We start from the raw sequence: 23,825 nt of genomic DNA on the forward strand, positions 1-23,825 counted from the left end.
GAGTGGCCGGGGCCTCATGGTATCTGTCCATCCTTGGGAAGTACCCCGTCATAGCATCGATCCAAAGGCTGCGACAATGCAGCAAACGTCATGCTGCGCCGCAAGGTGCCTGTCACCATTCGCACTGGTACGGTCCGATCCGTTGCACCACCACCGACGGGGAGAGACCACGATGCGCAAGGTATTGCTGCTGTTGATCCTGCTGACCGGGCTGGCGCCCACCGCCTGGGCGGCCACGGTCAAGACCACCCATCGCACCATTCCCAGCTGGGATGGAACGCCTCTCGGGGCCTTCGTCATCGAACCGCAGGACGCGGGCAGCGGGCGGTATCCCTTGCTGGTGATGCCCAGCAGCTGGGCGGTGCCCAGCGTGGAATACGTGGGCGTGGCGCAGTCGCTGGCGCGGCGTGGCTATGTGGTCATCAGCTACAGCTCGCGTGGCTTCTGGGAATCCGGCGGCAGCATCGACATCGCCGGGCCGGCCACGGTCGAGGACGTCAGTGCGCTGATTGACTGGGCGCTGGACAACACCCGCGCCGACCCGTCACGAATCGGCGTTTCGGGCATCTCCTACGGCGCCGGCACCAGCCTGCTGGCGGCGGCGCGCGATCCGCGCATCAAGGCAGTGGCCGCACTGAGCGGCTGGGCCGACCTGCAGGCCTCGCTGTACAGCAACGACACCCCCAGCGCGCAGGGCATCGCGCTGCTGGTTGCCGCGGGCCTGGCCACCGGTCGCCCGGGACCGGAGCTGTCCACCATCAATCGCAATGTGCTGGTCGGCAACTACCAGGGCGCGGTGGACTCGCTGTTGCCGGTGGCGGCGCAGCGCAGCCCCGGGTCCAGCATCGATGAGATCAACGCCAACCAGCCAGCGGTATTCCTGGCCAACGCCTTCAACGACAGCCTGTTCCCGCCGGGCCAGCTGGTGGACTTCTTCAACCGTCTGAAGGGCCCCAAGCAGCTGCAGTTGCGCCATGGCGACCATGCGCTCAACGAAGCCTTTGGCGCATTGGGTATTCCCAACGAGGTCTACGATTCGGTGGGCGACTGGTTCGACCACTACCTCAAGGGTGAAGCCAATGGCATCGACCGGCAGCCCGCGGTGCAGCTGAAGTCGCAGAAGGGCAGCTGGAGCACGTATCCGAACTGGCAGGCGACCAATGCCGGCGCCATCAGCTATGCGCTGACCTCACCCAAAGGGCTTCTGCTACCCACCGGCGGCCTGGCCGAGAGCGGAAGCAGCACCGGCTGGAACTACCGTATCGGCAGTGGCCTGCTGACCGCTGCCAACTCGGGCGTGGCGATGGCCTCCGGCGCGCTGCAGATGATCAATCTGCCGCCAGGCGCCTATGTTCCGTTCGTGGGCCGCAACGCCGCCGGCGTCTGGCAGGGGCCGGTCCAGTGGAGCGCACGACGCCTGGACGGCGCGCCGGAGGTGCGCCTGACCGTCACGCCCAGCCGCGCCAACACCACGCTGTATGCCTACCTGTATGCCGAGGATGTGCTGGGCAACGGCCAGCTGATCAGCCACAAGCCTTACACGCTGCGTGGTGCCACGCCGGGCCAGCCGAAGACGCTGGACCTGCGCCTGGAAGCGAGCAGCTGGAACATTCCGGCCGGCAGCCGCCTGACCCTGGTGGTTGATACGGTGGATCTGCGCTATTCGGGCATCAGCCAGTTGGGAGGCACGGTGACCTTCAGCTCGCCGGCCAATGCGCCTTCGGTGTTGAAGGTGCCGCTGCATTGATGTGCGTCCGCGCCCGTTGCGGCGGGCGCGGGTTGCCGGGCTGGAAAACTGCGAGACTGGAGATCGATCCAAGGGAGGGATGTGGGCATGATCATCGCAGGGCTTCTGATGGGCGCGGTGCTTGCCACACCCATTCCGCAAGGCGTTCCAACCGACTGGTCGCGCACGCTGCTGGCAGATCTGGATGCAGCGGATGCAGCCATGCGCGACAGTCATCCGGGCACGGTCGACCGGCGCAATCCCGGCTTCGTTCCCCAGTTGGAGGTAGCCTCGGCGCTTGCCCGCTCGCGCGCGGGCAGGGTCGACAGCTTCGCGGGCTACTGGTGGGCCATGAAGGGTTACGCGGCCTCCTTCAATGACGGCCACGTCAGCCTCAACGCGCTTGCCGACGCTCCCGATCTTCCAACGCAATGGCCCGGGTTCCTGACCGGCTTCGACGGCGATGCGCAGGTCGTCATGACCGTGGACGGTGGTCCGGGCCATCCGCCGCTGGGGGCTCGATTGCTGTCCTGTGATGGCATCGATGCGCAGACACTGGCTGCACGCCGGGTGGGTGACTTCAGCGGCCGCTGGAACCTGCAGGCCAGCCGCATCCATGGTGGTGGCGAAGTGCTGCTGGAGCAGGGCAATCCGTTCGTGCCCATGCTGAGCAGCTGCGTTTTTCGTGTGAACGGTCGAGAACAGCACCATACGCTGCGCTGGGTTGCACTCGATCCGGGAAGCCGGAAGGAACGCCTGGCCGATACCCGTCGCAGCTTCCGCCCAGCCAATGGCTGGCACACGATGCCATGCGGTGGCTACTGGATCACCACCAGCAGCTTCAACGCCGATCCCGCTGCGGCCAATTTCCAGGAGCTCACCCGGATGCTGCAGCAACTCACCCCGGCGACCGACGCGTTGCAGCAGGCGCCCCTGATCGTGCTCGATGTGCGCGGCAACAGCGGCGGTGCGTCGCACTGGAGCATCGCGCTGGCGCGGTTGATCTGGGGGCGCGAGGCCGTCGATGCAGTGCGTGACGACAGCTGGGTGGAGTGGCGGGCGTCCGAACCCAACATCGCCCAGCTCCGTGGTTTTCTGCAGAAACTGGAGCAGGCACCTGACGCATCACCGGCGCTGCTTCATATGCTGGAGTCCGTAACCGCAGGGATGGCGCAGGCAAGGGAGCAAGGCCAGCCATTGTGGCGGGAACCCGCCAATGATCCGGCCGCCGTTCTATCGCAACCAGAGCGGGCCGGGTCCGGACGCAAGGGCAGGGTGGTGGTCGTGGCTGACGCGACCTGCGGCTCGGCCTGCCTCGATGCATTGGATCTGTGGAAGCGGCTGGGCGCGGTGCAGGTGGGCGTCGAGACGTCGGCCGACAGCCTCTACATGGATGTCCGGCCGGAGCGGCTCCCGAGCGGCCTGGCCAGGATCTCTGTACCGATGAAGGTTTTTCGGGGCCGTGTGCGCGGTTCGAATGAACCGCATGTTCCTGATCGTCGCTATGACGGCGACATGCGGGACACCGCAGCACTTCAAGCGTGGATCTCCGGACGATGATCCGGTCCTGGTGGCGTGCCGGTGACGCAGCACGGATGCATTAAACCTTTTCACCGGCGGGGGCATCCAACCCGCAATGAGCACGGCGCCCGCTGCGGCTCTACTGACGGAAGGAGCTCTCGGATGTGCGGACTGCCTCGTACTGCGCTTCAATGCGCGATGTCGATCATGCTGGTGCCTCTCGCAGCCGGTGCTGCGGTCACCGACATTCCCTTCGAGCAGGGCAAGGATCACCGGATCTATGTCGAGGGTACGATCAATGGTTCACGACCACTGCGCTTTCTCGTCGACACCGGTGCGTCGGCCATGGCGGTTGCCAGGCATGTCCAGCAGGACGCGAAGCTGGTCATTGACGACCACAGCGAGAACACCGGTTCCGATGGCGTCACGCTTCTCGACTACAGCACGCACAACGCGGTCCGGATCGGCAGCCTGCAGCGACCGATGGGAGCGGTGCTGATCGACTACAAGGGGCGCGCCTTCGATGCGGTACTGGGCTGGACCTTCTTCCAGGGCAAGGTCCTGGAAATCGACTACGACCGCAGTCTGCTGCGCGTGCACGACGATGTTCCCGATCATGCCGGGTATGTCCGGGCCAACGTGCGCTGGATTGACAACATCCCGGCCATCCAGGTCTCGCTCGGCAACGGCAGCCGCACCTTTACGCCCTGGCTTGCCCTGGGCACCGGCAGCAACGGCAACGTCGACCTGTCCTACGCCTTCGGCACCGCACACCGCCTGCAGGAGGCGTTCCCGGAACGACTTGGAACGTCTCAGTTCAGCGGCAGCGCGGGCCGGAAGATACGCGCGGTGGATGTGCGTGTGCCCGAGGCCAGCATTTCGACCCTGCAACTGAAAGGGCAGAGAGCCTCGATCACTGTCGATGACGAAGGCTCCACGGGCGACGGCACGCTTGGCAGCGAAGTACTGCAGCAGTTCAATATCCTGCTGGATGCCCGTTCCGGCAGCATCTATCTGCGCCCCAATCGTCGTTTCGTCACCGCGCCGGCGGAGTGATCGCGCGCGCTCAGCGCCGGACATCCGCGCCTGCATTGCCCAGCAGAGCCAGCACCTGCGCCTCCGCTACCGGGCTGAAGTCGCCGGGAATGGCGTGCTTCAACGCGCCCGCAGCCAGTCCGAAGCGCACGGTGCTTTCTGCGTCGAGCCTGGACAGCAATCCGTGCAGGATGCCGGCGGCAAAGGCATCGCCACCACCGATGCGATCAACGATACCGGGCAGCGGGCGCGGTGGTGCCTGCGCCCGCGTGCCGTCGCGCCCCAACAGCAGCGCGCCCAGGATGTGATGATCTGCACACACCACGTCGCGCTGGGTGCAGGCCAGCCACTGCAGGTGCGGGAAGGCGGCAAAAGCGGCCGCCGCAGCGGCTTCGGTCCGAGCGACCGCATCGTCCTGCGGAAAGTGCAGCCCCAGCACCAGTTCGATGTCCCGATGATCGGCAAACGCAATGTCCGCCTCGGCGAAGATCTCACGCAGGATCACCGCTGCGTCGCCACCCCAGCGTCGCCACAGTGAGGGACGGTAATTGCCGTCGAAGGACACCTGGACGCCGGCCGCGCGAGCCGCACGCATGGCCCCCCTCACCGACTCGGCCACGTTGGCGCCCAGCGCCGGACTCACGCCCGAGACATGCAGCAGGTGCGCGCCGGACAGCAGAGTGGGCCACGCATGATCCTTGGCACTGCAGTTTGCGAATGCAGAGCCCGCCCGGTCATACACCACTTCACTGGCGCGCTGCACCGCACCGGTGGCCAGGAAGTACAGCCCCATGCGGTCGCGATCCACTTCACGAACATCGTCCACACCTACACCATGCCGCCGCAGTTCGGCCACCGCATGCTGCCCCAGCGCATTGCCGGGTACAGTGCTGACCATCTGCACGTCATGGCCCAGGCAGGCCAGCGAGACCGCCACATTGGCCTCGGCGCCTCCCACATGAACCTGCAGATGCGGCGTCTGCAACAACAGCTCGCGGCCAGGCGCTCCCAGCCGCAGCAACAACTCACCGAAACAAACGACGCGGCTCATCGGTTCTCTCTCAGTCGGTGGCGGTGCAGCCCAGCATGCGCAGATCGATGGCATCGGCCATGCGCCGGTAGCCTTCGTCGTTGGGATGCAGATGGTCGCGGGTGATGTCGTTGGGCAACGATTCCGCCGCTTTCGGATCACGCAGGGCGGCATCGAAATCGATGATGCCATCGAACCCGGTCTGCCCACCGCGTGCCCACTGGTTGATCGTGGTGCGGGTGGCTGCGGAAACGGGCTCATAGCGCTCGGAGCCGCCGAATGGGGTCAACGTACCCAGCCAGGCGCGGATGCCATGCGCATGCAGCCGCGCCGCAACCTGCTGATAGCCCATCAGCATGTCCGCCGCGTTGCGGCCAGGCAGCGGCTGCGCGCCACCACCGTGGCGGATGTCATTGATGCCTTCGAACAGGATGGCCTGATCGGCGTCGGCTACCGCGATCACATCGCGATCCAATCGTGACAGGGCGCTGTGGCTGCGGCCATGGTCAAGCAGCTTGTTGCCGCTGATGCCCTGGTTAAGCACCACGAACCGGTTCGGGCAGGCCTGCTGCAGGCGCTGCGCCAACCGCTCCGGCCACTGGTTGAAGGTCCCGCGACGGGCTGTGGCACCTTCCGTGATGGAATCGCCCAGCGCCACGATCACCTGGGGACGATCTGCGCGCTGCACCATCACCGCCGAGAACACGTTCTGCTGGTAGCTCAGCCGCACGCTGTCGGCAACGGTTGCCTGCCTGCCGTCCGCTACCCGCAGCTCGGTGCGGCGCACGGCGGGACGGGTGGGCTGCGGGAAATAGGCACTCACGCTGATTTCCTGCAGCGCCGCCACCGGCATCCGCACCGGATCGCTCAGCAGCGCGGCACCCACCGGCACCTCGATGACCACGCGGCCATCCACTGTTACCGGCAGCGGTGCGGCCTTGCCGTTCTTTACTACCACGCGCAGGTCCTCGACCCGCAAGGGCGCCGTGCCGAGCTCGTTGCTGATGCGCAGCCGCAGCGCATCGCCACGGCTGCCGATACGGATGTCCTGGCGCACGGTCTGTGCGGCGAACTGTACGGGTGCCTCGGCGGTGCCATCCTTGCGGTCAGGTGCCGGCGAGGCGGTCCATGCGGTGACCCAGACCGGTGCAGCCAAAGCGGCAGGCGCGGCCGCGGCGGAACAGATCGTCAATGAAAGCAGGAGCGTCCAGCGCTGCATGGGCAGGATTCCAGTCAGGAGAAGTAGGTGCCGCCGTTGACGTCCAGATTCGCACCGGTGATGAACGCCGCCGCATCCGAGGCCAGGAATACAGCAGCGTCAGCGGCTTCGTCCGGCGCACCCTGGCGGCGCAGCGGGGTGGCGCCGGCAACGGCCGTGCGCACTTCCGGCTTGGTGAACTCGTCGTGGAAGCGGGTGGCGATCATGCCGCAGCACAGTGCGTTCACCCGGATACCCTTCGGCCCCAGCTCCTTGGCCATGGCGCGGGTGAAGGTCATCACCGCCGCCTTGGCGGTGGCGTAGATCGATGCGCCCGGGCCGCCGCCATCACGACCGGCCTGCGAGGCGAAATTGACGATGGCCGCGCCTTCGCGCATGTGCGGCACCACCGCGTGCGTGGTGAGATAGGTGGAGGTGATGTTGAGGTCCATCACCGTGTGGAAGAACGCCGGGTCGATCTCGGCCAGCGGGCGACGCTGCACCATGCCACCGGCCACGTTCACCAGCAGGTCGATGCGCTCACCGAACGCGGTCTGTGCTGCAGCGACCAGGCCGGCAACGGCAGCGGCATCGGTGACGTCGGCGCGATGCACGATGGCCTGGCCACCAGCCGCCTGGATCTGCGCCAGCGTTTCCTGGGCACTGGCTTCATCATTGGCGTAGTTGATGCAGACGCGTGCACCGGCGGCAGCCAGTTTGATCGAAACGGCGCGGCCGATATCGCGGCCGCCGCCGGTGACAATGGCCACCTTGTCCTGGAACGACATGCGGAAAACTCCTTGGTTTGCGGGGGAATGGATGTACTTGGAAAAGAAGGAGACCCAGGCTCAACCGGCGCGGCGGTCGAGCTTCTGGATAGGCCCGGTCCACCACCACAGCGCAGCCAGCGACAGCGGCACCAGCGCGGCAACGAGGATGAAGATCGGGGCGTAGGAATGGCGGGTCAGCACCGGCACCAGCCAGGTGGTGATCAAGGTGCCGGCCACGGCGGCCAGGCCCCCCAGGCCCGCCAGCGTGCCCACCGAGCGGCCGTCGAACAGATCGCCGGGGAGGGTCTGGATGTTGCCGATGGCCACCTGGAAGCCGAACAGCACGGCAGCGATCGCCAGCACCGCCAGCAGCGGCTGGTTGGCCAGCACGGCAGCCAGCAGGGCAGGGGCCATGATCACGCAGCCCAGCGTGATGGCCAGCTTGCGGGCGCGGTCCACGCTGTGCCCGGCGCGGATCATCCGCCCGGACAGCCAACCGCCGCTGAGGCTGCCCAGCATCGCGCCAACGAACGGCACCCAGGCGAACAGGCCGATCTGCTTGATGTCGAAGCCGAAGGTTTCGGCCAGGTAGATCGGCAGCCAGGACACGAACAACCACCAGATCGGGTCCAGCAGGAAGCGGCAGGCGAGCATGCCCCAGCTCTGCCGGTGGGCCAGCAGCTCACGAACGCTGGCCTTCGGTGCCACCTCTGCCTGCTGCCCGGCCTGGTCTTCCTGGATCAACCGGCGCTCGGCATCGCTCACCCACGGATGCCTGTCCGGCCCGGCGCGGTAGACAAACAGCCATGGCAGCAGCCACAGGAAGCCGATCGCACCGACCAGCACGAAGGTGCCGCGCCAGCCCAGCCACAGGTACAGGCCGGCGATGGCCGGTGCGGAGACAATCGCGCCGATCGATGCACCTGCGTTGAACACGCCCTGCGCCAATGCGCGCTCGCGTGCCGGGAACCACTCGGCATTGGCCTTGACCGCGCCGGGCCAGGCACCGGCCTCGCTGATGCCGAGCATCGCCCGCACCAGGCTGAAGGACAGCATCGAATGGGTGACCGAATGCAGGGCGATGGAGATTGACCACACGCTGATCGACAGAGCGAAACCCAGGCGCGTTCCGATCATGTCGAACAGGCGCCCGAACAGGAACTGGCCGGCGGCATAGAACAGCATGAACACCGTCACCAGCAGCGCGTAGTCATCCTTGGTCGCGCCCACTTCCTTGGCGATTTCCGGCCACATCACCGCCAGTGCGTTGCGGTCGATGTAGTTGATGACCGTAGCCACGGCGATCAGGCCCACGATCAGCCAGCGCACTGTTGAACGCACCGTCACCTTGCGCAGGTTGGCCACCACCGCAGGGCCGTTCATTTCGCGTCATCCTTGCTGCGGTCCATGCGCGCGTGGCTGCCGCTCCAGCCGTAGGCATGGCCGTCGACGGTCACGCTGTGCTCGCCCTTGGCGCTGCTGTCATCGGCCACGCCCAGCGCGATGCGGGCTCCACTGGCAAGGCGCAGTTCGATCACCTCGGCATCGCTGCCACGGGTGCGCACGATGTCCTTGATGCGGCTGTCGGCGCCGTGCACGTACTCGGCGGTGCCGTTGTACTCGCCGTGCGGCTCCAGCACGCTGAAGAAGGTCACGTCCTTCTGGCCTTCCACGCGCTGCAGCAGGGCCGGTTCGCGGCGCAGGTTGAATTCCGGATCGTTCGCGCCGCTTTCCACCAGCAGCGCCTGTGCGGGTGCGCTGCTGCCGAAGCGGTAGGTGTAGAAGCGGCCGTCCAGCAGCCAGGCCAGCGAACGCGGTTCGCTGCCGGGTTTGCTGCGTGCATCCAGCCACAGGTGCTGGTAGCCGTTGTCCTTGCCCAGCACCGGGCGCTGGGCGGGGAAGTGTTCGGCCTCGAAGCCGGTGGTGACGATGTGACCGTTGAAGTGCAGCGGCAGGTCGTAGCGCGCGGCCTTGTTACCGTGCACCTGCAACAGATCCAGCACCACTGGCAGACCCAGGTCGGGGTGGCGCAGCAGCGCCTGGGTGCGGGTGAAGATCACGCCTGGATACGCATCGCGCATGGTTGCCGAGGCGACCTGGGTATCGGCATCGGCCTGGAAGAAGCGCACCTGCGGGGCATGCTCCTCGCCGCGCTTCCAGTCGCCCTTGAAGTGGCTCTGCTCGTCCACCACCAGGGTGTTGTGGGCCACGGTCTGCTTGGCCCAGCTGCGGTTCTCGGCCAGGTAGATGCCGCCGCGCTTGGCTTCCACGTTGAGGAAGCGGGCCGCGCCGTAGTCGGTCACCACTGGATTGCCGTTGTCGTAGAACAGCCAGTTGAGCTTGTCGAAGTGGCCGTGGCCCATGCCCTGCATGGTGTCCTTCTGCACCAGCGCCTGGCCGCGCTCGCCGTTCATGCGCAGAATGGCCAAGCCGCCGCGGTCGCCGTCAGGGCCGTCGCGCAGCAGCATCGGCCTGTAGTCGAAAGGCTTGGCCTTGTTCGCCGCCAGCGCCTGCGCCACCTCCAGCCCTTCGGGCGAAAGCAGCAGGCGCTGCTGCTGCTGGGCCACGGACAGCAGGCGGTCATCACCGGTACGCGCATAGGCGATGCCGATGCCGGCCACCAGCTCTTCGGTGTCGATGCCTTTGTCCAGGATGGCGTCGTTGATCGGGAAGAACAAGCCGTTGTAGCTGGACTGCACCAGCACATCCACGGCCTTCAACAGCACGCCGTCACGGCGCGCGAAGATCTTCCGCTGAGGTTCGTTGCGTTCTATGGCATTGGCGAACAGCAGGAACGGCGCCAGTGCATAGCGCTGGTAGTAGGGGCCTTCCTCGTAGTAACCATCGGGCGAGAACAGCAGGTCGATCTGCCGAAGAAAGCCGAATTGATCGTCCTTCCGACTGCCGCGCAGGGATTTCTCCACCAGCTCAGGGTCGCGCAGCACGTAGCCGGTCATGCCGGTGGCGGCCACCGCCCAGGTGGCGTGGTTGTGGATCTGGTCGTAGTTCTTCGGCTCGCTGACGAGGAACTCGGCCATTGGCCGGAACACCTTCGATTCGATGGTGTTGCGGTCGTTGGCGGACAGCGCGTCGCGGATCGCGTCGTAGCCCTGGATGGCGTTGACCAGCCATACCGAATCGTTGAGCACCTGCCAGAACACGCGCCCGGGGATCTGCCCACGGCCTTCCGGGTGCGGGCCCAGCGTCGGGTAGAGCTGGGCATACTGCAGCAGCATGTCGCGCGCATAGTCCACGTAGGCCCTGTCGCCGGTCAGCCGGTACAGCGTGCCCGCCGCCAGCAGCGCCTGGTAGTTGCGCTTGTGCTGTTCATGGGTGCGCCCGCCGCCCTTGTCCTTGGGTACCGGCACGTCGATACCGGCTTTCATCATCTTCTTCAGCGTCGCCTCGGTGCGCGCCTGTTCCTTGGAAAACCGCGGGTAGCGGCGGCCTTCGCTGGCCATCTGCTGCCACTGTGCGGCGGTGACCAGTACCGGCGCGGCCTCGGCCTGTCGCACGGCAGCAGTGGGGGCTGCGAACAGCGATGCGCTCGGCAGCAGGGCGAAGGGGGCGGCCAAAGCCAGGGAAATGAACAGCGGCTGCAACCTCATCGATCAACTCCATTGCGGGTGCGTGGCAGGGCAACTTCGCCCACCTTGGGATACCAGGCAACGCCGGTCGCCTCGCGCGCGGTCATCGCCAGGGCAGGATCGGCACCCACGGCGGGCAGGGCAGGCGTGGCAACCCACAATCCGCTATCAGCCTGCTGCAGGCTGACACCACGGCTCTCTACGCCTCCCGGGAACACAGTGCTGGCTGCCGGCGACTGCACGTTGCCACTGAAGTCGATACCGGCCAGCGAACTGGCGGCATTGGGCGGGTTCCTGCTGGTGCGGTTGACGATCAGGTTGCCGGTGAAGCGGCTGTTGCTGGCGGCCACCACGATGCCCTTCGCCTCATCATGGCCGACGCCGAAACTGATCTTCGCCACGTCCACGAAGGTGTTGCGGCTGATCGTGGCATTCACCACCGGCGCATAGCCGGACAGCGGCGGATTGGCCTGCGCATCCATCACCGCCAGTGCCGACCGGTTGCTGGACCCGGCCAGCCGTTCAAAGTAGTTGTTGCTGACGGTCTGGTCGGCGTTGATGATGCGTACGCCGCCGGTGCCGGCCTTGTCATCGCCGAGGAAGACATTGTCGATCACCCGGTTGCCATTGCCGTGGCGCAGGGTCAGTGCTCCGGCCGAACGATAGAACACGTTGCCGCGGAAGGTATTGCCGCCAGACTTGTTGGAGACGATTTCGGTCTCGCCGTCGCAGCCTTCGAACCAGTTGTTCTCCACCGTGCTGTTGGAATTGCTCAGTGAGGTGTCACTGGTGCCGACGCGAATCGTTTCACCGCCGTTGACGCCCAGCGCTGGGCGTGGGCCGAACCAGTTGTGGTCGATGCGGTGCTGGTTGTCCAGGCCCTGGGTGGCATCGCGCACCACCACCACGGTCGGCCCGGCATTGGTCTTGCCGCGCAGCTGGCTGTGATCGAGGCGGTTGTGGCTGCCATAGAAGGAAACCCAGTAGTCCTGGTCGCTGGCATCGGGGTTGGTGTAGTCGTCGATCACCAGGCCGGTGACGCGGCTGTTGCTGGCGACGGCCTTGCTCGATTCGCGGAATGCCACCACCGCATCACCCGGTGCGTAGCCGTTGCGGAACACCAGGTTGGACACCTGCAGGTAGCTCCCTGCCAGGCGCAGGTCCGAGCGCCCGCTGAAGACGACCTTGCCGGCGGTCTGCGCGCGCAGCGTGATCGGCGCGGCTGCCGTGCCCTGGCCCTTCAGCAGCAACCGGGCGTCGGTCCAGATGCCGTCAGCCAACACGATCTCATCGCCGGGCTGCAGCGCCGAGGCGGCGGTAGTGAACTCAGCGACATCGTGGACGAGCCAGCTGGTTGCACTTGCCGCTGAAGTGGTCAGGCACATGACCAGACCAGTGGCCAGGCAAAACAGCGATGGATTGTTGGACGGGTGACGCGCCAGCGAGTGAATGCGCATGAAATCCTTCCAGGGACGGCCCGGCCGTCGTTTCAGGGTGGGTCTGCATACCACTTTCGGGTCTGTTGTAAGCCAGCTTTCGCGCAAAGTCATGCTGCAGAAGCACATTAAATTGCGATCAACTGGTATGGATCAAAGGCATTTGAACATTCACATACCAATTGGTTGACATTTTCATGTCGCCGTGCCGAAGCTGCGTCCCACGCCTGGCATGCAGGCGATCCTTTGGGAGGAGGAAACCATGCGGCGACCCGCCGGAGCAGTGCATAGCATCTCGTTGTCCCCCACACCCCTGATCGTGGCGCTGCTCGCCGTGCTGGCGGGCCTTCCCACGGCCCAGGCGCAATCCAGCAAGGAGGCAGCAGGGCAGGATCCCACCATGCTGGACCAGGTGCAGGTCACCGGCATCCGCGAATCGATGCAGAGTTCGATCAACAAGAAGCGCGACGACACGGTCATTGCCGATGTACTCTCGGCCGATGACATCGGCGACCTGCCGGCGCCCTCGCTGGCCGACGCGATCGAGACCCTGACCGGCGCCGCCTCGACCCGCGACAAGACCGGGGCCTCGGAAATCTCCATCCGTGGCCTGGGCGCCTTCCTCAGCAGCACCAACTTCAATGGCCGCGAGATCACCAACGGCAGTGGCGACCGCTCGGTGAACTTCAACATGTTCCCCGCCGAGCTGATCAATACGGTCGCCATCTACAAGACCCAGCGCGCCGATATCATCGAAGGCGGCGTGGCCGGCACCATCGGCCTGGAAACAGTGCGCCCACTGGAGTACGGCAAGCGGGCGGCGCAGATCGATCTGCGTGGCAGCTGGGCCGAGTATGACAAGAAGTACCGCGACGACGACGGCATCGGCTACCGCGGCACCGCCAGCTACATCGACCAGTTCGAGTTCGGCAACGGGCAGAAGCTGGGCATTTCGCTGGGTTTCCAGCGCCTGGACGGCACCGATCCGGAAGAGAGCATCACCAGCGGTTCCACCTGGTATGCCTGCGATGGCACGCAGAACGTGGGCAATGCCAACTGCAATGAAGTGTCCGCGCAGGCCATCGCCAACGGCGCACCTTACTACCTGGTGCCCAGCAGCCGCATCTACCGGCTCAAGCAGGAGCGCAACGACCGCCAGAGCGAGTTCGCTGCCCTGCAGTGGAGGCCCAATGACGTGGTTGAAGTGAATCTCGACTTCGAACACACCGAGCGCAACTGGTACGAGAACCGCAGCGATCTGAGCCTTTCCAACGCACGTCGCGGCATCACCCAGCGCGACGTGGACGCAGAGGGCATCGTGCGCCACCTGCATGGCAGCACCTCGATCGACTCCACCTCCAACCGCTACTGGCGTGGCGAGGAATACACCGGGGGTGGCCTGAACCTGATCCTGCGACCGACCCCGGCCTGGGAGCTGTCCACCGATCTTTCGTACTCGCATACCAATCGCCTCGATAGCGAGCGCATGACCCGCCTGCGCGCGAACCAGCGCGACGTCAACAATGCCGCCGTGCCCGGCATCAGCAGTGGTGCCACCGGCTACGTGGACTATGACTGGGACTGGCACGGCGAAGTGCCCAGTGTCGCGCTGGCGCCGAACTTCGACCCCACCAACTGGGACGCCTACACCGGGGCGGCGCGGGTGACCTCAAGCGCAACGGAGAATGACCACAAGATCAAGGCTGGCCGCTTCGATGCCAGTTTCATGCCCGAGTCCGGTTTCTTCACCCGCATCAAGGGCGGCGTGCGCGCCAGCCAGGCCGACTACCGCCTGCGCGACAACACCCTGGTCACCGACTACGACCAGCGCGTGGCGGCCGACAAGGCGAAGATCATCGCTGCCAACCAAGCCTGCCGTGCACCATTCCCCCAGGATGACTTCATGGATGCCGCCAGCGGCAACACGATCTCCTCGTGGGCGTACTTCGATCCGAACTGCCTGTACCAGTCGTTCCGTGGCAGCCTCGACAGCGGGCTGGATCCGGGTTTCCAGGATCCGAACAATGTCGATATCACCGAGAAGACACGCGCGCTCTATCTGCTGGGTGAGTTCAGCAGCAGCCTGTTCGGTTTGCCGGTGACCGGCAACCTCGGCCTGCGCTGGGTCAAGACCGAGGTTCGCTCCGAAGGCGTGCGTACCGGCCTGCGTATCGAGGACAACGGTGACGGGACGATCCGCCTGCAACCCACCGGCGAGTACAGCACGCAGGTGTTCAAGGCGGGCAACGACAAGCTGCTGCCCAGCCTCAACGCGGCCTTCGAACTGCGCCCGGATGTGTTGCTGCGGGTCGGTGCATACCGCGCGATGTCACGGCCGGACATCGCCGCGCTGGGTGCGGGGCGCACCATCAACGTGAGCAGTGATGCCACCTACGGCAACTTGGCCGATGCGCTGGATGACATCAGCGCCAGTGGCAACCCGGCGGCGCAGCCGCTGATGTCCTGGAACGGCGACCTGTCACTGGAGTGGTACCCGAACCCGGACACGATGCTGGCCGGCGCGGTGTACTGGAAGCAGTTCAACGGCGGCACCGCCACTGCGCTGGTGCCGGAGACCTACACCATCGACGGCCAGAGCGTGACTGTGCCGGTGCGGCAGCAGGTAACCACCGACGAGGACAGCACGCTGACCGGCTTCGAGCTGACCGCCACCCATCGACTGTCGTACCTGCCCAAGCCGTTCGACGGGCTGGGATTCAAGGTCAGCTACAGCTACGCCGATGCCGACTACCGGACCCAGGACTCACGACTGGGCGAGCAGCTGGCCAGTGATGGCACGATCATTCCGGCGATCGTGCCGCCGGCGGGTCTCAGCGGCTTCTCGCGGCACGTCCTGTCCGGCTCGATCTACTGGGACGTCGGGCGCTTCAACATCCAGGCCATCGGCAAGTTCCGCTCGCACTACTACCAGGACTTCACCGGCAACACCGCGCAGCAGAACCGCTACTATGATGACAACACCAGCGTGGACCTGCGCCTGCGCTACCGGGTGAACAAGCAGTTGTCGCTGTCGCTGGAGCTGATGAACCTGACCAACGAGCCGCGCGTGGCCTACCAGCCGCTTTATGGGAACTTCCGCGAAGTGGTGACCTACGGGCGGCGTGCGTATTTCGGTGTACGATACAAGTTCTGAACAGGGCGGCGCGGCCAGTGGTCGCGCCGTCGCTCCAACCGGACCCTTGCCGGCCGCGGTGGCAGGGCAGGGACCCGGAGGGAATCGCCAAGGGTCAGCCGCATGTCCGCCAACCGCCTTTACCAGACCATCGCTGCCAAGCTCCGCAAGCTGATAGAGGACGGCGAATTTCCGCCGGGCTCGCGGCTGCCGGGCGAGCGTGAACTGGCCGAACGGTTCGGTGTCAGCCGGGTCACCATCCGCGAAGCCGAGATCGCACTGGAAGCACAGGGCTGGATCGCCATCCGCATCGGTTCGGGCGTGCATGTGAAGCCGCGCCCGACGCAGGCGTCCGGCGGGCTGCCGGATGTCAGCGCCTTCGACCTCACCGCTGCCCGCGCGGTATTCGAAGCCGAGGCTGCCGCGCTGGCTGCCAGCAATCTGGATGATGCCGGCATTGCCGAATTGCAGGCGTTGGCCGAAGCGCTGTGCCGTCGCGACCTGAGCGACGCCGAAGCCGGCGAGTACGACCGCCGTTTCCACCTGGCCATCGCACGGCTTTCCGGCAATCCGGTGGTGGAATTTTTCGTGCAGCAGATCTGGCGCATGCGCAGCGAACTGCCGCGGGTGAGCGAGGTCTATGCCCGGGTCTGCCACGATGATGGCGCCAGCCGTGCCGACGAGCACATGGCCATCTTCGAAGCCCTGCGTGCGCGTGATCCGGTGGCCGCACGCAATGCGATGCGCCATCACTTCCAGCGCCTGTTCGAAGCCATGCTGCAGGCGACCGAAAGCCAGGCGCTGGAGGAGATCCGCCGCCGCACGCAGCAGGACCGCGAACGGTTCATGGCGACGACGCGTATCTGAAAGGCGTTCTGCGGGCGACGACCTGATGTGGCTGGCTACCGCCGTCGGGCTTGATGCCCACGGCCTTTCTACACCGCTGGAACCGTGATCCGCTGCAGATCCAGCTTGGCCCTGAGCGCATAGTGCTTGCGGGTGACCGGCACGGTGCAGGTCAGGCGTGGATCCAGGTAGTCCTTGAACATCGGCGGTCGCGAAGCGCCCAGATAGAACGGCCGATCCTGCTTCACCGCGGCGGGCAGCAACACGTCGGACAGATCGCTGTCGGACGCATCGGTCACCAGGCAGGGGGCATGGCGGAAGCCGAGCCTGCGCAGCAGGTACAGCCGGTGCGAGCCGTTGGTCAGGATGATCCGGCGGCCAATGCGTGTGGCGCTGATCAGGTTGTCGCTGAAACCGAGATAGACGACAAGGGCGTGGCTGGCTGCGCCGAACGGCTCGTAACCGGCGATGGTGCGAGGGTCGATCGTCGCCACGTCGAGGAAGCGCAGGTCGTTGGACGCAGATGCGAACGTGTAGATGCCATCGGACTGGGTAAAGCGCACATCCGGATGTGTGTGGCGTCCACGTCGCGCCACCAGCTCCATGATCTCGCTTGCATCGGGTGACGCGGCCGTGGCCGCTGCAAGCTGATCGATGTGGCGCAGGTTGATGCACTCCTGGAAGACCACTAGCCGGTCGATCTCCACCATCTTCCAACTGCGTGGGACCATGCTCGTCATGCGGTGCATCGAGGGTTGGCGAAGCGCCTGCTCGGCCAGTGGCCGCATTTCTTCGGGCAGGTCGAGGACGTCCATGGCATCGGCGTGGTCTGCTTCGTCGTGATGAAGGCGACGCACCAGGGCGCGGGCTTCCCGCCACTGCTCCACCAGCATCGCTTCATCAAAGCTTCCTGGTGGGCAACGCTCCCGGACGAAGCGGATGAACTTCGGCAGCGGAAACAGGCCCTTCAGCAGAAGGGTGGGATCAAGGCCATCGTCATCGATCTCGGTGGGCATCCATCTCGCTCTCTTGGGAGTCGCTGCAGCGGCGTCCGATCACGGTCGGCCGTCACACCAAAATAATATGTTATATCGTAACATTTACGTGCCTGGGCGGCAATCGTCCTGAAACACGCAGGGCGACGCTGGCCTGGCCGCTGTGCATCCGCTGCATCGCGTGGGTGCATCCACTGACTAGAGGAGATGTTCATGAACGAACTGATTGAGCTGGGCGTAGTGGCTGGAGAGCAGAATCACGAAGATCCGAGTGAACTGATCGAGCTGGGCTCGGTGGTTTCCGAAACGAAGGCGCACAACCACGGCACGTTGTGGGATGGCGTCTTCCCGACCACCTCGCCCTGATCCATCGCACCCTGCATGACCTGCGGTGCATGCTCCCCGCATGCACCGCTCTGATGCCTGCAGCAGCATGAGATCACGCTCGCGATGGACCAGCCTGAAACCACCTACTTCCTTTCGAAGCACGCACATGTCTGTGTTACCGGTGACGCAATGGTCATTCTTGATCAGGCGTCCGGCAGCTATCTCTCCATCGATCGGCGCGGAGCGGCGGCGCTTGGCGGGCTGGTGCAGGACTGGCCCCTGGCCTCCGATGGAGCGCCGAGGCCGAGGATGCTGCAGTCGCTGCTTGATCGGCGCCTGATCACCCAGGATCCGCTGCGTGGCAAATCCGCAGCAAGTGCCGAAATCGCGTTGCCCCTGCACTGGGTGCGCGAGGGCGAGTCCCGAGGATGTCCGCCGATCACGGCCTGCGATGTGCGCCGCTTCCTGGCCTCGGTCACGCGCGCGGCCTGCAGCAGGACGTTCCTGCCTTTCAGCTGCACGGTGTCGGCGGCCCGCAGGCGCGGTCAGGCCTCCGTGCCGGGCGAGGTGGATCTGCAGCAGCTGGCCCTCCTGGTCCGGGTGTTCGATTGGTTGCGACCGATCGCCTTCAGGAAGACCGATGAGTGCTTCCTCTACTGCCTGGCCATGCGTGAGTTCCTGTCGCGATACGGCATCGTTCCCGCGTGGGTGTTCGCGGTGCGCACCCAGCCGTTCGCAGCGCATTGCTGGTTGCAGCACGGCGACCAGGTCCTGACCGACATCCCCTTCAATCTGCGCCGGATGACGCCCATCCTGGTGCTGTAACCGGCTTGAGGCATGTACCGATACATCGCTCTGTTCTGGAACGAACATTCCGAATCCGCTCGTGCGCAGGCGTTGCAGGCCATGGAACGGATCGAAGCGGGCCGCCCCGGCATCGCCTGCGTGATGAAGGGCTGCGGCGGCGCCATCTATGCCCAGACCGACAACCCGGGCTACTTCGAGTACAGCCGGTCCGGTCCGCTGGTGGTACTCGGCAAGCTGTTTCACAAGGTGTTCGCCGCCGATACCGTTCCCGCACAGGCATTTCCCGATGCTGCATCGGCAGACAGCGCCTGCAGTACGCAGGGCAGGAGCCTGGTGGCGCAGTACTGGGGGCGCTACGTTGCCGTGGGCTACCAGCCGGATACCACCCGCTGGTTCGTGCTGCGCGATCCGACAGCGGAGATTCCGTGCTACATGACCACGGTCGATCAGTTGACGGTGGTCTTTTCGAGCATGGAAGACTGCCTGCTGCTGGGAGTGGGTGACTTCAACGTCGACTGGTCGTTCCTGTCCTATTCGCTGCTGTTCCCGTTCCGTGACGGCCTGCAGACAGGCTTCGAGGAGGTCACCGCGCTCGAAGCGGGCGAGGCAGTGACGATCCGTGATGGCCGGCCGATCGGCCGGCACTACCAGTGGGATGTGGTGCGGCAGGCCAGTGAAGCGCCCATCGAAGATCTGGAGGAAGCCGTGCAACTGGCACGTGCAACGCTGCTGGGCTGTATCGGTGCGCTGGCGAGCCAGCATCGATGCATCCAGCTTCAGTTGTCCGGCGGGCTGGACTCCTCCATCGTCCTCGCCGGCCTGCTGCATGCGCCCTCCGCACCGGAGGTGAAGTGCGTCCATCACTACGATGCCGGCATTGGTGCCGATGAGCGCATGTTCGCGCGCATGGCCGTTGCCGGTGCCCGTGAATCCTCCGGAAGGAGCTGCGAGTTCGTCGAGTACCAACGGCAGCCGCACTGCTCGCTGGAAGAGATCATGGACTTCCCGCGAACCGCGCGTCCTGCGCATTGCTCGGGTTACCTGCTGCATCGGCGCGACGTGGATGTCGACGTGGACACGGTGCAGTTCACCGGTGTCGGCGGCGATGCGGTCTTCCTCCGCTTCAAGGGCAATGCCGCTGCCATCGACTATGCGTGGCGGCGTGGGATCGACCGTGACTTTTTCCGTGTTGCGTTCGAAACCGCGCAGTCGGGTGATTCGCTGTACGGGGTATTCAAGGATGCCTTCGTCCACGGCGTGCTCAAGAAGCCGGGCAACATCAATGGCCGCTGGGGCAACCCGTGCGAATGGGTGAAGGTGGATGCGTCAGAACAGGATGGCGTGCCGCCGGCCTGGCTGCGGCAGGCACGCGCACAGGGGCACAGGCTCTCTCCGCACAAGCTGGCGCACATCGGCCGGATGATCTTCCCGACCAGCGTGCTCGATCCCTTCGAGGGCGCCGGACGCTGGCACGGCGTATCACCCATCAGCGCGCAGCCTGTGGTGGAACTGTTCGCCCGCCTGCCGCTGCACCTGCTGATGGCCGGCGCGGAAGACCGGACGATCGCGCGTCGCGCACTGCAGGGCCTGCTGCCGCAGGCGCTGCTGTCGCGCAAGGTGAAGTCCTACCTCGACGATCACTCGGTGGCGGTCACCCAGCGGCATCAGCAGTTCATCAGGGGCCTGCTGGTGGATGGCCTGCTGGCGCGGCGGGGCTACATCGACAGCGCATCGGCCGACGCGGGCATCCGCAGGGTCAGCCCGGATCACTCCTCCCAGGTGCTGGGCATCTTCGGTCCGCAGGTCAACATCGAAGCCTGGCTCAGGCGCTGGATGGGCCGGCCAGGCGCGCCTGCGGTCGGCGTGGCCTAGCCGCTCCGGCTCATTTCCTCAAGGTAGAGGCTCTCCAGGTCATTGGCGGTGATCGTGCTGGCATCCAGTGTCCTGCGCAGCCTGCCGGCTTGCATCAGCCCGATGGTCGTCGCCACTTCGCGGGCACGGAACAGATCGTGGGTGGCCATCAGGATCGCCGTGCCGCGGTCGCGCTGGCGCACGATCAGCTCGTGGAATTCGGCCGAAGCGGTCGGGTCCAGGCCGGACGTCGGCTCGTCAAGGAGCAGTGCCCTGGCTTCCTTGATGATGGCCAGCGCGATGCCCACCTTCTGGCGCATGCCCTTGGAGTAAAGCCCGACGCGTCTCCCGAATGCCTCGGGCGCCAGCCCGGCAGACCTGAGCGCGTCCTTCAGCCGTGCGGGCGAACGCTGCTCCACCGCAGCCAGGCGCGCGAAGTAATCCAGGTTTTCATAGCCGGTCAGTTCGTCATACAGCGCCACGTTCTCCGGGATGTACAACAGGCGCCGGCGTACCTCCTGTGGCCGCTGCCAGGCACTGAGCCCATCAACCTCGGCGGATCCGGAGGTGGGTTCGAGGAAGCCCAGGAACAGCTTGATCGTGGTCGACTTGCCGGCCCCGTTGGCACCCAGCAGGCAGAAGATCTCGCCGGGAGCTACCGTGAAGCTCACATCATCCAGCGCCCGATGCGTGCCGTGTTCCTTGACCAGATGCGTTGCAGTCAGCATGAGTGGTGTACCTCAGGGGGTGGCCAGCCGACGCCGCATCGACCAGGCTGCGATCAGCAGAAGCAGGGTGGCGACCGCCAACGCGGCCAGGTCGATCAGTACACCGCGTTGCAGGGCGCCCGCCGTGTCCTGGAATTCGAAACGGGGCAGGGCGTCGTACTCGGCCAGCGTCTGTGGCACGTCACGGTCCAGATAGTCCTTGTGCAGCTGCCGACGTGCGTGCCAGTACATGAGGACCTGCTGCTGGAACGCCAGCGCCCGGTCGGCGTCGGATCCGGCGAGGCGGTCCAGTGCATCCTGCACCGCGACCGACGGCAGCAGCAGGCGCGCCCGGTCGAGTGCCCGGCGTCGCACGTCCTCAGCCTCCGTATGCGCGGCGATCAAGGGCGCGATGGCCTGATCGGCCTGGACAAGATCGGCATAGGCCACGCGCACGGCGTCCGCAATGCGCGGTGCTGGCGAACGCGTGGCGGGGGAGGCTGCCGCGTGGCGCAGCTGCTGCTGGCGGGCAGTGTCGGCCAGTTGCGCCTTCAACGCGGTGGCCAGCTGCATCTGCGAGGGCGGTGGAACCCTCAGGTTCACCGCTGCCAGGACCAGTGACGGGGCCATGACAACGATCAGCAGCCACAGTGCGCCGGAAGCGATCGCGGCCTCGGTGCTGCGCCGGGCGAAGCAGCCGATAAGCACCGCCAGCGCCAGCCAGACGCTGCCGTAGGCGAGCACGATCAGGGCAAGCGCGGCCAGGCCGGAAGGACTCGTGGCCCCCGAACCAGCGGCAACGGCAAGGATGATCGCCAGCGCAGGCAGCAGCACGATGGCAGCGCGGGCCAGCGCCTTGACCGCGATCAGCCGTCCCGCCGCGATGGGCTGTGACAACATCAACGCGGTGATGCCGCGCTCGCGTTCGCGCGACCAGAGGTCGAAGGTGGTCGCCAGGATGACCAAGGGCAGCAGAAAGACAATGACGAAGGCCAGGTCGAATCGGCCAGCGGCCTGCACGGCAGGATTGCCGATGTCGGACCACACATGCCTGAGCAGCTGGCTACGGTCGCCCAGCGCAACCACGTCGGCGGTGTAGGGGTAGGCGTCCGCCTGTCCAATCGACAATGCCGCCATCGGGCCGGGAGGGAGCACGGGCTGGACGCGGGGCAGTACCGACGGTGCCTTGCCAACGAATCCCCGGCTTCGGTCCCTGGCATCCTGTTCTTCCGCGTTGATCAGGCTGATGGCTGCCTCGCGCTGCCCGACCCACGCACTGCCATTCCATGCTGCAAAGGCCGCCAGCACCGCCAGCAGGCCAAGCAGCACCGGCAACGCCCGGTCACGCAGCAGGCGACGGATCTCATGCCCTGCGATCGACAGGCTGCTCATGGGGCACTCCCGAGATGCCGCGCCGACGTGAACACCAGCCCCAGGGCCAGCAGCACCCAGGCCAGCAGGATGGCGAAGTTCACCGACTGTGCCGCGGCGATGTGGCCCAGCGGGGGGTGTTGCGGGCTGTACGCCACGGAGCGGGTAAGGGTCGCGATATCGGCCAGATGCTTGCTGCCGTTCGCGGCCTTGTGCTGTTTCACTTCCAGGTTGAGTGCCTGGATCAGCCGGTAGCGATAGTCCTCGACCCCGCGCAGGAACGCCAGATGTGCAGGGAAGTCGGTGCGCGCCAGTGCCCGTGACACGGCCTGCAGCGCGAGGGTGGGGGACAGCGCCGCAAAGGCGCGTTGTGTGATCGCCTGCCGCTGGTAGGTGGCATAGATGCGTTCGAAGTGGCGGTTGTAGGTCTCGGTGGAATTCGCTTCGGCGAACTCCAGCGCCACACCACGGAAGTTGACCGGAAGATCGTCCACGTCCTTCACCTGGTAGCGTGCCAGCATCTCTGCTTTCAGTGCGTCCAGCCGCTTGTCCGCCGGGTCGTGACCATCAGCGCCGTGCTCCGCGTCCTCGGTGACCGCCGCCCGGAACGCGGGTGCAGTAGGCGTGGGATCCAGCGATTCGGCCAGTGCGGGGGCCACCCGCGGCGCGAGCAGGGTGGCCACCACCCAGAAGCCGAGCAGCACCACCAGCGACGTGCGTGCTGCGCTGAAGCGCGCCGAGACACCGATGGTGATGGCGCAGAACACCAGGAGATAGAGCGCATACGCCGCGAACATCGCAACGAGCGCCATGATGTCGGCCGTGCCGAGGGTGCGGCCGACCATGCCCGGAAGGCTGACCGCCAGCAGGGCGAGGACCAGCAGCAGCGATGCCGTTGCCAGCGCGATCAGGCGGCCACCGATCAGCACGTGGGCCGATGCACCACTGCCGAGCTCCTGGCGGAGGGTCTCGCGGGCGACATCGCCGGAGAGGCTGGCGAATCCGGCAAGGATGATCAGCAGGGGCGCCACGACCTGCAGCGCCCATGCGGCGGAGAAGCCATCGAACCGGCTGAGCGCGGCGCCGGCGTCGATGGGTCGGTGCCGGGCCGGGTTCTGCGCATGACCTTCGATGAACACCGAGGTGCCGACGAAATCCGTGATGCCCGGGTCGAGCGCCGCCAGCGGCCGCACCGGCGCGGGAATGGCGCGGCCGACGTGCGCGGCAGCATGCGGGTCGATCGTGCCCTGGCTGTCCCACAGCCCGGCCTCCTGCTCCGCTACGATCTGGCGCTCCTGGGCCTGCTGGGCCAGCCGTGCTGCGCCCGTGGTAACCGACGCTCCCGCAAGCAGAAGCAGGGTCAGCGCGAGCCACAGCAGGCGCCGTTCGCGCCACATCAGCTTCAGCTGGGTCGCGGCAACGGCCAGCGCCTGGCGCAGGGCGGATGCGGGTCTGGAGAGGGCGGGGGAGGCATCGCTCACGGCG

18 protein-coding genes are annotated in these 23,825 nt (G+C 65.9%); 8 read left to right on the top strand and 10 right to left on the bottom strand.

The window, feature by feature from the left end; translation table 11 throughout:
- Window positions 1-172 precede the first annotated feature (172 nt).
- The 3 genes from ARC63_RS18215 to ARC63_RS18225 all read left to right on the top strand — a co-directional run bounded on the left by ARC63_RS18215 (window position 173) and on the right by ARC63_RS18225 (window position 4,303).
- Complete coding sequence (locus ARC63_RS18215; RefSeq protein ID WP_057504030.1) at window positions 173-1,747, top strand: S15 peptidase family protein; 1,575 nt, start codon at window positions 173-175, stop codon at window positions 1,745-1,747.
- An 87-nt stretch (window positions 1,748-1,834) separates the two neighbouring features.
- On the top strand, window positions 1,835-3,286 hold the full coding sequence (locus tag ARC63_RS18220; protein WP_057504031.1) for a S41 family peptidase: 1,452 nt from the start codon (window positions 1,835-1,837) through the stop codon (window positions 3,284-3,286).
- 159 nt (window positions 3,287-3,445) lie between these two features.
- Window positions 3,446-4,303 (top strand): retropepsin-like aspartic protease, encoded by an 858-nt coding sequence (locus ARC63_RS18225; protein ID WP_231298657.1) that lies wholly within the window; start codon window positions 3,446-3,448, stop codon window positions 4,301-4,303.
- 10 nt (window positions 4,304-4,313) lie between these two features.
- Here the strand turns inward: ARC63_RS18225 and ARC63_RS18230 are convergent, their stop codons facing one another.
- The 6 genes from ARC63_RS18230 to ARC63_RS18255 are packed head-to-tail and all read right to left on the bottom strand — an operon-like array spanning window position 4,314 to window position 12,324.
- Entirely contained in the window at window positions 4,314-5,333 is a 1,020-nt protein-coding gene (locus ARC63_RS18230; protein WP_057504033.1) for a sugar kinase, read from the bottom strand.
- 10 nt (window positions 5,334-5,343) lie between these two features.
- A complete protein-coding gene (locus tag ARC63_RS18235; protein WP_057504034.1) occupies window positions 5,344-6,531 on the bottom strand; it encodes a GDSL-type esterase/lipase family protein in 1,188 nt (395 codons plus the stop codon).
- Window positions 6,532-6,545: 14 nt separating this feature from the next.
- Window positions 6,546-7,298, bottom strand: coding sequence for an SDR family NAD(P)-dependent oxidoreductase (locus tag ARC63_RS18240; protein WP_010485596.1), 753 nt, complete (start codon window positions 7,296-7,298; stop codon window positions 6,546-6,548).
- Between the two features lie 60 nt (window positions 7,299-7,358).
- Window positions 7,359-8,663, bottom strand: a complete 1,305-nt coding sequence (locus tag ARC63_RS18245) for an MFS transporter (protein ID WP_057504035.1) — start codon at window positions 8,661-8,663, stop codon at window positions 7,359-7,361.
- Window positions 8,660-10,888, bottom strand: coding sequence for an oligoalginate lyase (locus ARC63_RS18250; protein WP_057504036.1), 2,229 nt, complete (start codon window positions 10,886-10,888; stop codon window positions 8,660-8,662). The genes ARC63_RS18245 and ARC63_RS18250 overlap by 4 nt, the downstream gene beginning before the upstream one ends.
- Window positions 10,885-12,324, bottom strand: a complete 1,440-nt coding sequence (locus tag ARC63_RS18255; protein WP_057504037.1) for a polysaccharide lyase 6 family protein — start codon at window positions 12,322-12,324, stop codon at window positions 10,885-10,887. Before ARC63_RS18255 ends, ARC63_RS18250 begins: the two co-directional genes overlap by 4 nt.
- Window positions 12,325-12,565: 241 nt before the next feature.
- Between ARC63_RS18255 and ARC63_RS18260 the strand changes: the two genes are divergently transcribed.
- Together ARC63_RS18260 and ARC63_RS18265 are read left to right on the top strand one after the other, a co-directional pair.
- Window positions 12,566-15,457 (top strand): TonB-dependent receptor, encoded by a 2,892-nt coding sequence (locus ARC63_RS18260; protein WP_057504038.1) that lies wholly within the window; start codon window positions 12,566-12,568, stop codon window positions 15,455-15,457.
- A gap of 102 nt (window positions 15,458-15,559) precedes the next feature.
- Entirely contained in the window at window positions 15,560-16,303 is a 744-nt protein-coding gene (locus tag ARC63_RS18265) for a FadR/GntR family transcriptional regulator (protein ID WP_019336533.1), read from the top strand.
- Window positions 16,304-16,371: 68 nt separating this feature from the next.
- On the opposite strand, the gene ARC63_RS18270 is transcribed toward ARC63_RS18265, so the two are convergent.
- The gene (locus ARC63_RS18270; RefSeq protein WP_057504039.1) at window positions 16,372-17,298 is read right to left on the bottom strand and encodes a hypothetical protein; all 927 of its coding nucleotides are present in this window, start codon (window positions 17,296-17,298) and stop codon (window positions 16,372-16,374) included.
- 192 nt (window positions 17,299-17,490) lie between these two features.
- Between ARC63_RS18270 and ARC63_RS23475 the strand changes: the two genes are divergently transcribed.
- The 3 genes from ARC63_RS23475 to ARC63_RS18280 all read left to right on the top strand — a co-directional run bounded on the left by ARC63_RS23475 (window position 17,491) and on the right by ARC63_RS18280 (window position 20,283).
- The gene (locus tag ARC63_RS23475) at window positions 17,491-17,643 is read left to right on the top strand and encodes a hypothetical protein (protein WP_162257677.1); all 153 of its coding nucleotides are present in this window, start codon (window positions 17,491-17,493) and stop codon (window positions 17,641-17,643) included.
- Window positions 17,644-17,727: 84 nt separating this feature from the next.
- Window positions 17,728-18,429: a lasso peptide biosynthesis B2 protein gene (locus tag ARC63_RS18275; RefSeq protein WP_057504040.1), complete on the top strand. Its 702-nt coding sequence runs from the start codon at window positions 17,728-17,730 to the stop codon at window positions 18,427-18,429.
- 12 nt (window positions 18,430-18,441) lie between these two features.
- A complete protein-coding gene (locus ARC63_RS18280) occupies window positions 18,442-20,283 on the top strand; it encodes an asparagine synthase-related protein (RefSeq protein WP_057504041.1) in 1,842 nt (613 codons plus the stop codon).
- Here the strand turns inward: ARC63_RS18280 and ARC63_RS18285 are convergent.
- From ARC63_RS18285 to ARC63_RS18295, 3 genes are read right to left on the bottom strand one after another with little or no spacing between them, the layout of a single operon-like run.
- Complete coding sequence (locus tag ARC63_RS18285) at window positions 20,280-20,990, bottom strand: ABC transporter ATP-binding protein (RefSeq protein ID WP_057504042.1); 711 nt, start codon at window positions 20,988-20,990, stop codon at window positions 20,280-20,282. The two genes, ARC63_RS18280 and ARC63_RS18285, sit on opposite strands and share 4 nt — an antisense overlap.
- Window positions 20,991-21,002: 12 nt before the next feature.
- Window positions 21,003-22,361, bottom strand: coding sequence for an ABC transporter permease subunit (locus ARC63_RS18290; protein ID WP_057504043.1), 1,359 nt, complete (start codon window positions 22,359-22,361; stop codon window positions 21,003-21,005).
- Window positions 22,358-23,821 carry a DUF3526 domain-containing protein gene (locus ARC63_RS18295; protein WP_231298659.1) on the bottom strand — a complete coding sequence of 488 codons (1,464 nt, stop codon included), beginning with the start codon at window positions 23,819-23,821 and terminating at the stop codon, window positions 22,358-22,360. Before ARC63_RS18295 ends, ARC63_RS18290 begins: the two co-directional genes overlap by 4 nt.
- Between the last annotated feature and the right edge of the window lie 4 nt (window positions 23,822-23,825).

Origin of the sequence: Stenotrophomonas geniculata ATCC 19374 = JCM 13324, from assembly GCF_001431625.1 — a bacterium.
GTDB classification, from domain to species: Bacteria; Pseudomonadota; Gammaproteobacteria; order Xanthomonadales; family Xanthomonadaceae; genus Stenotrophomonas; species Stenotrophomonas geniculata.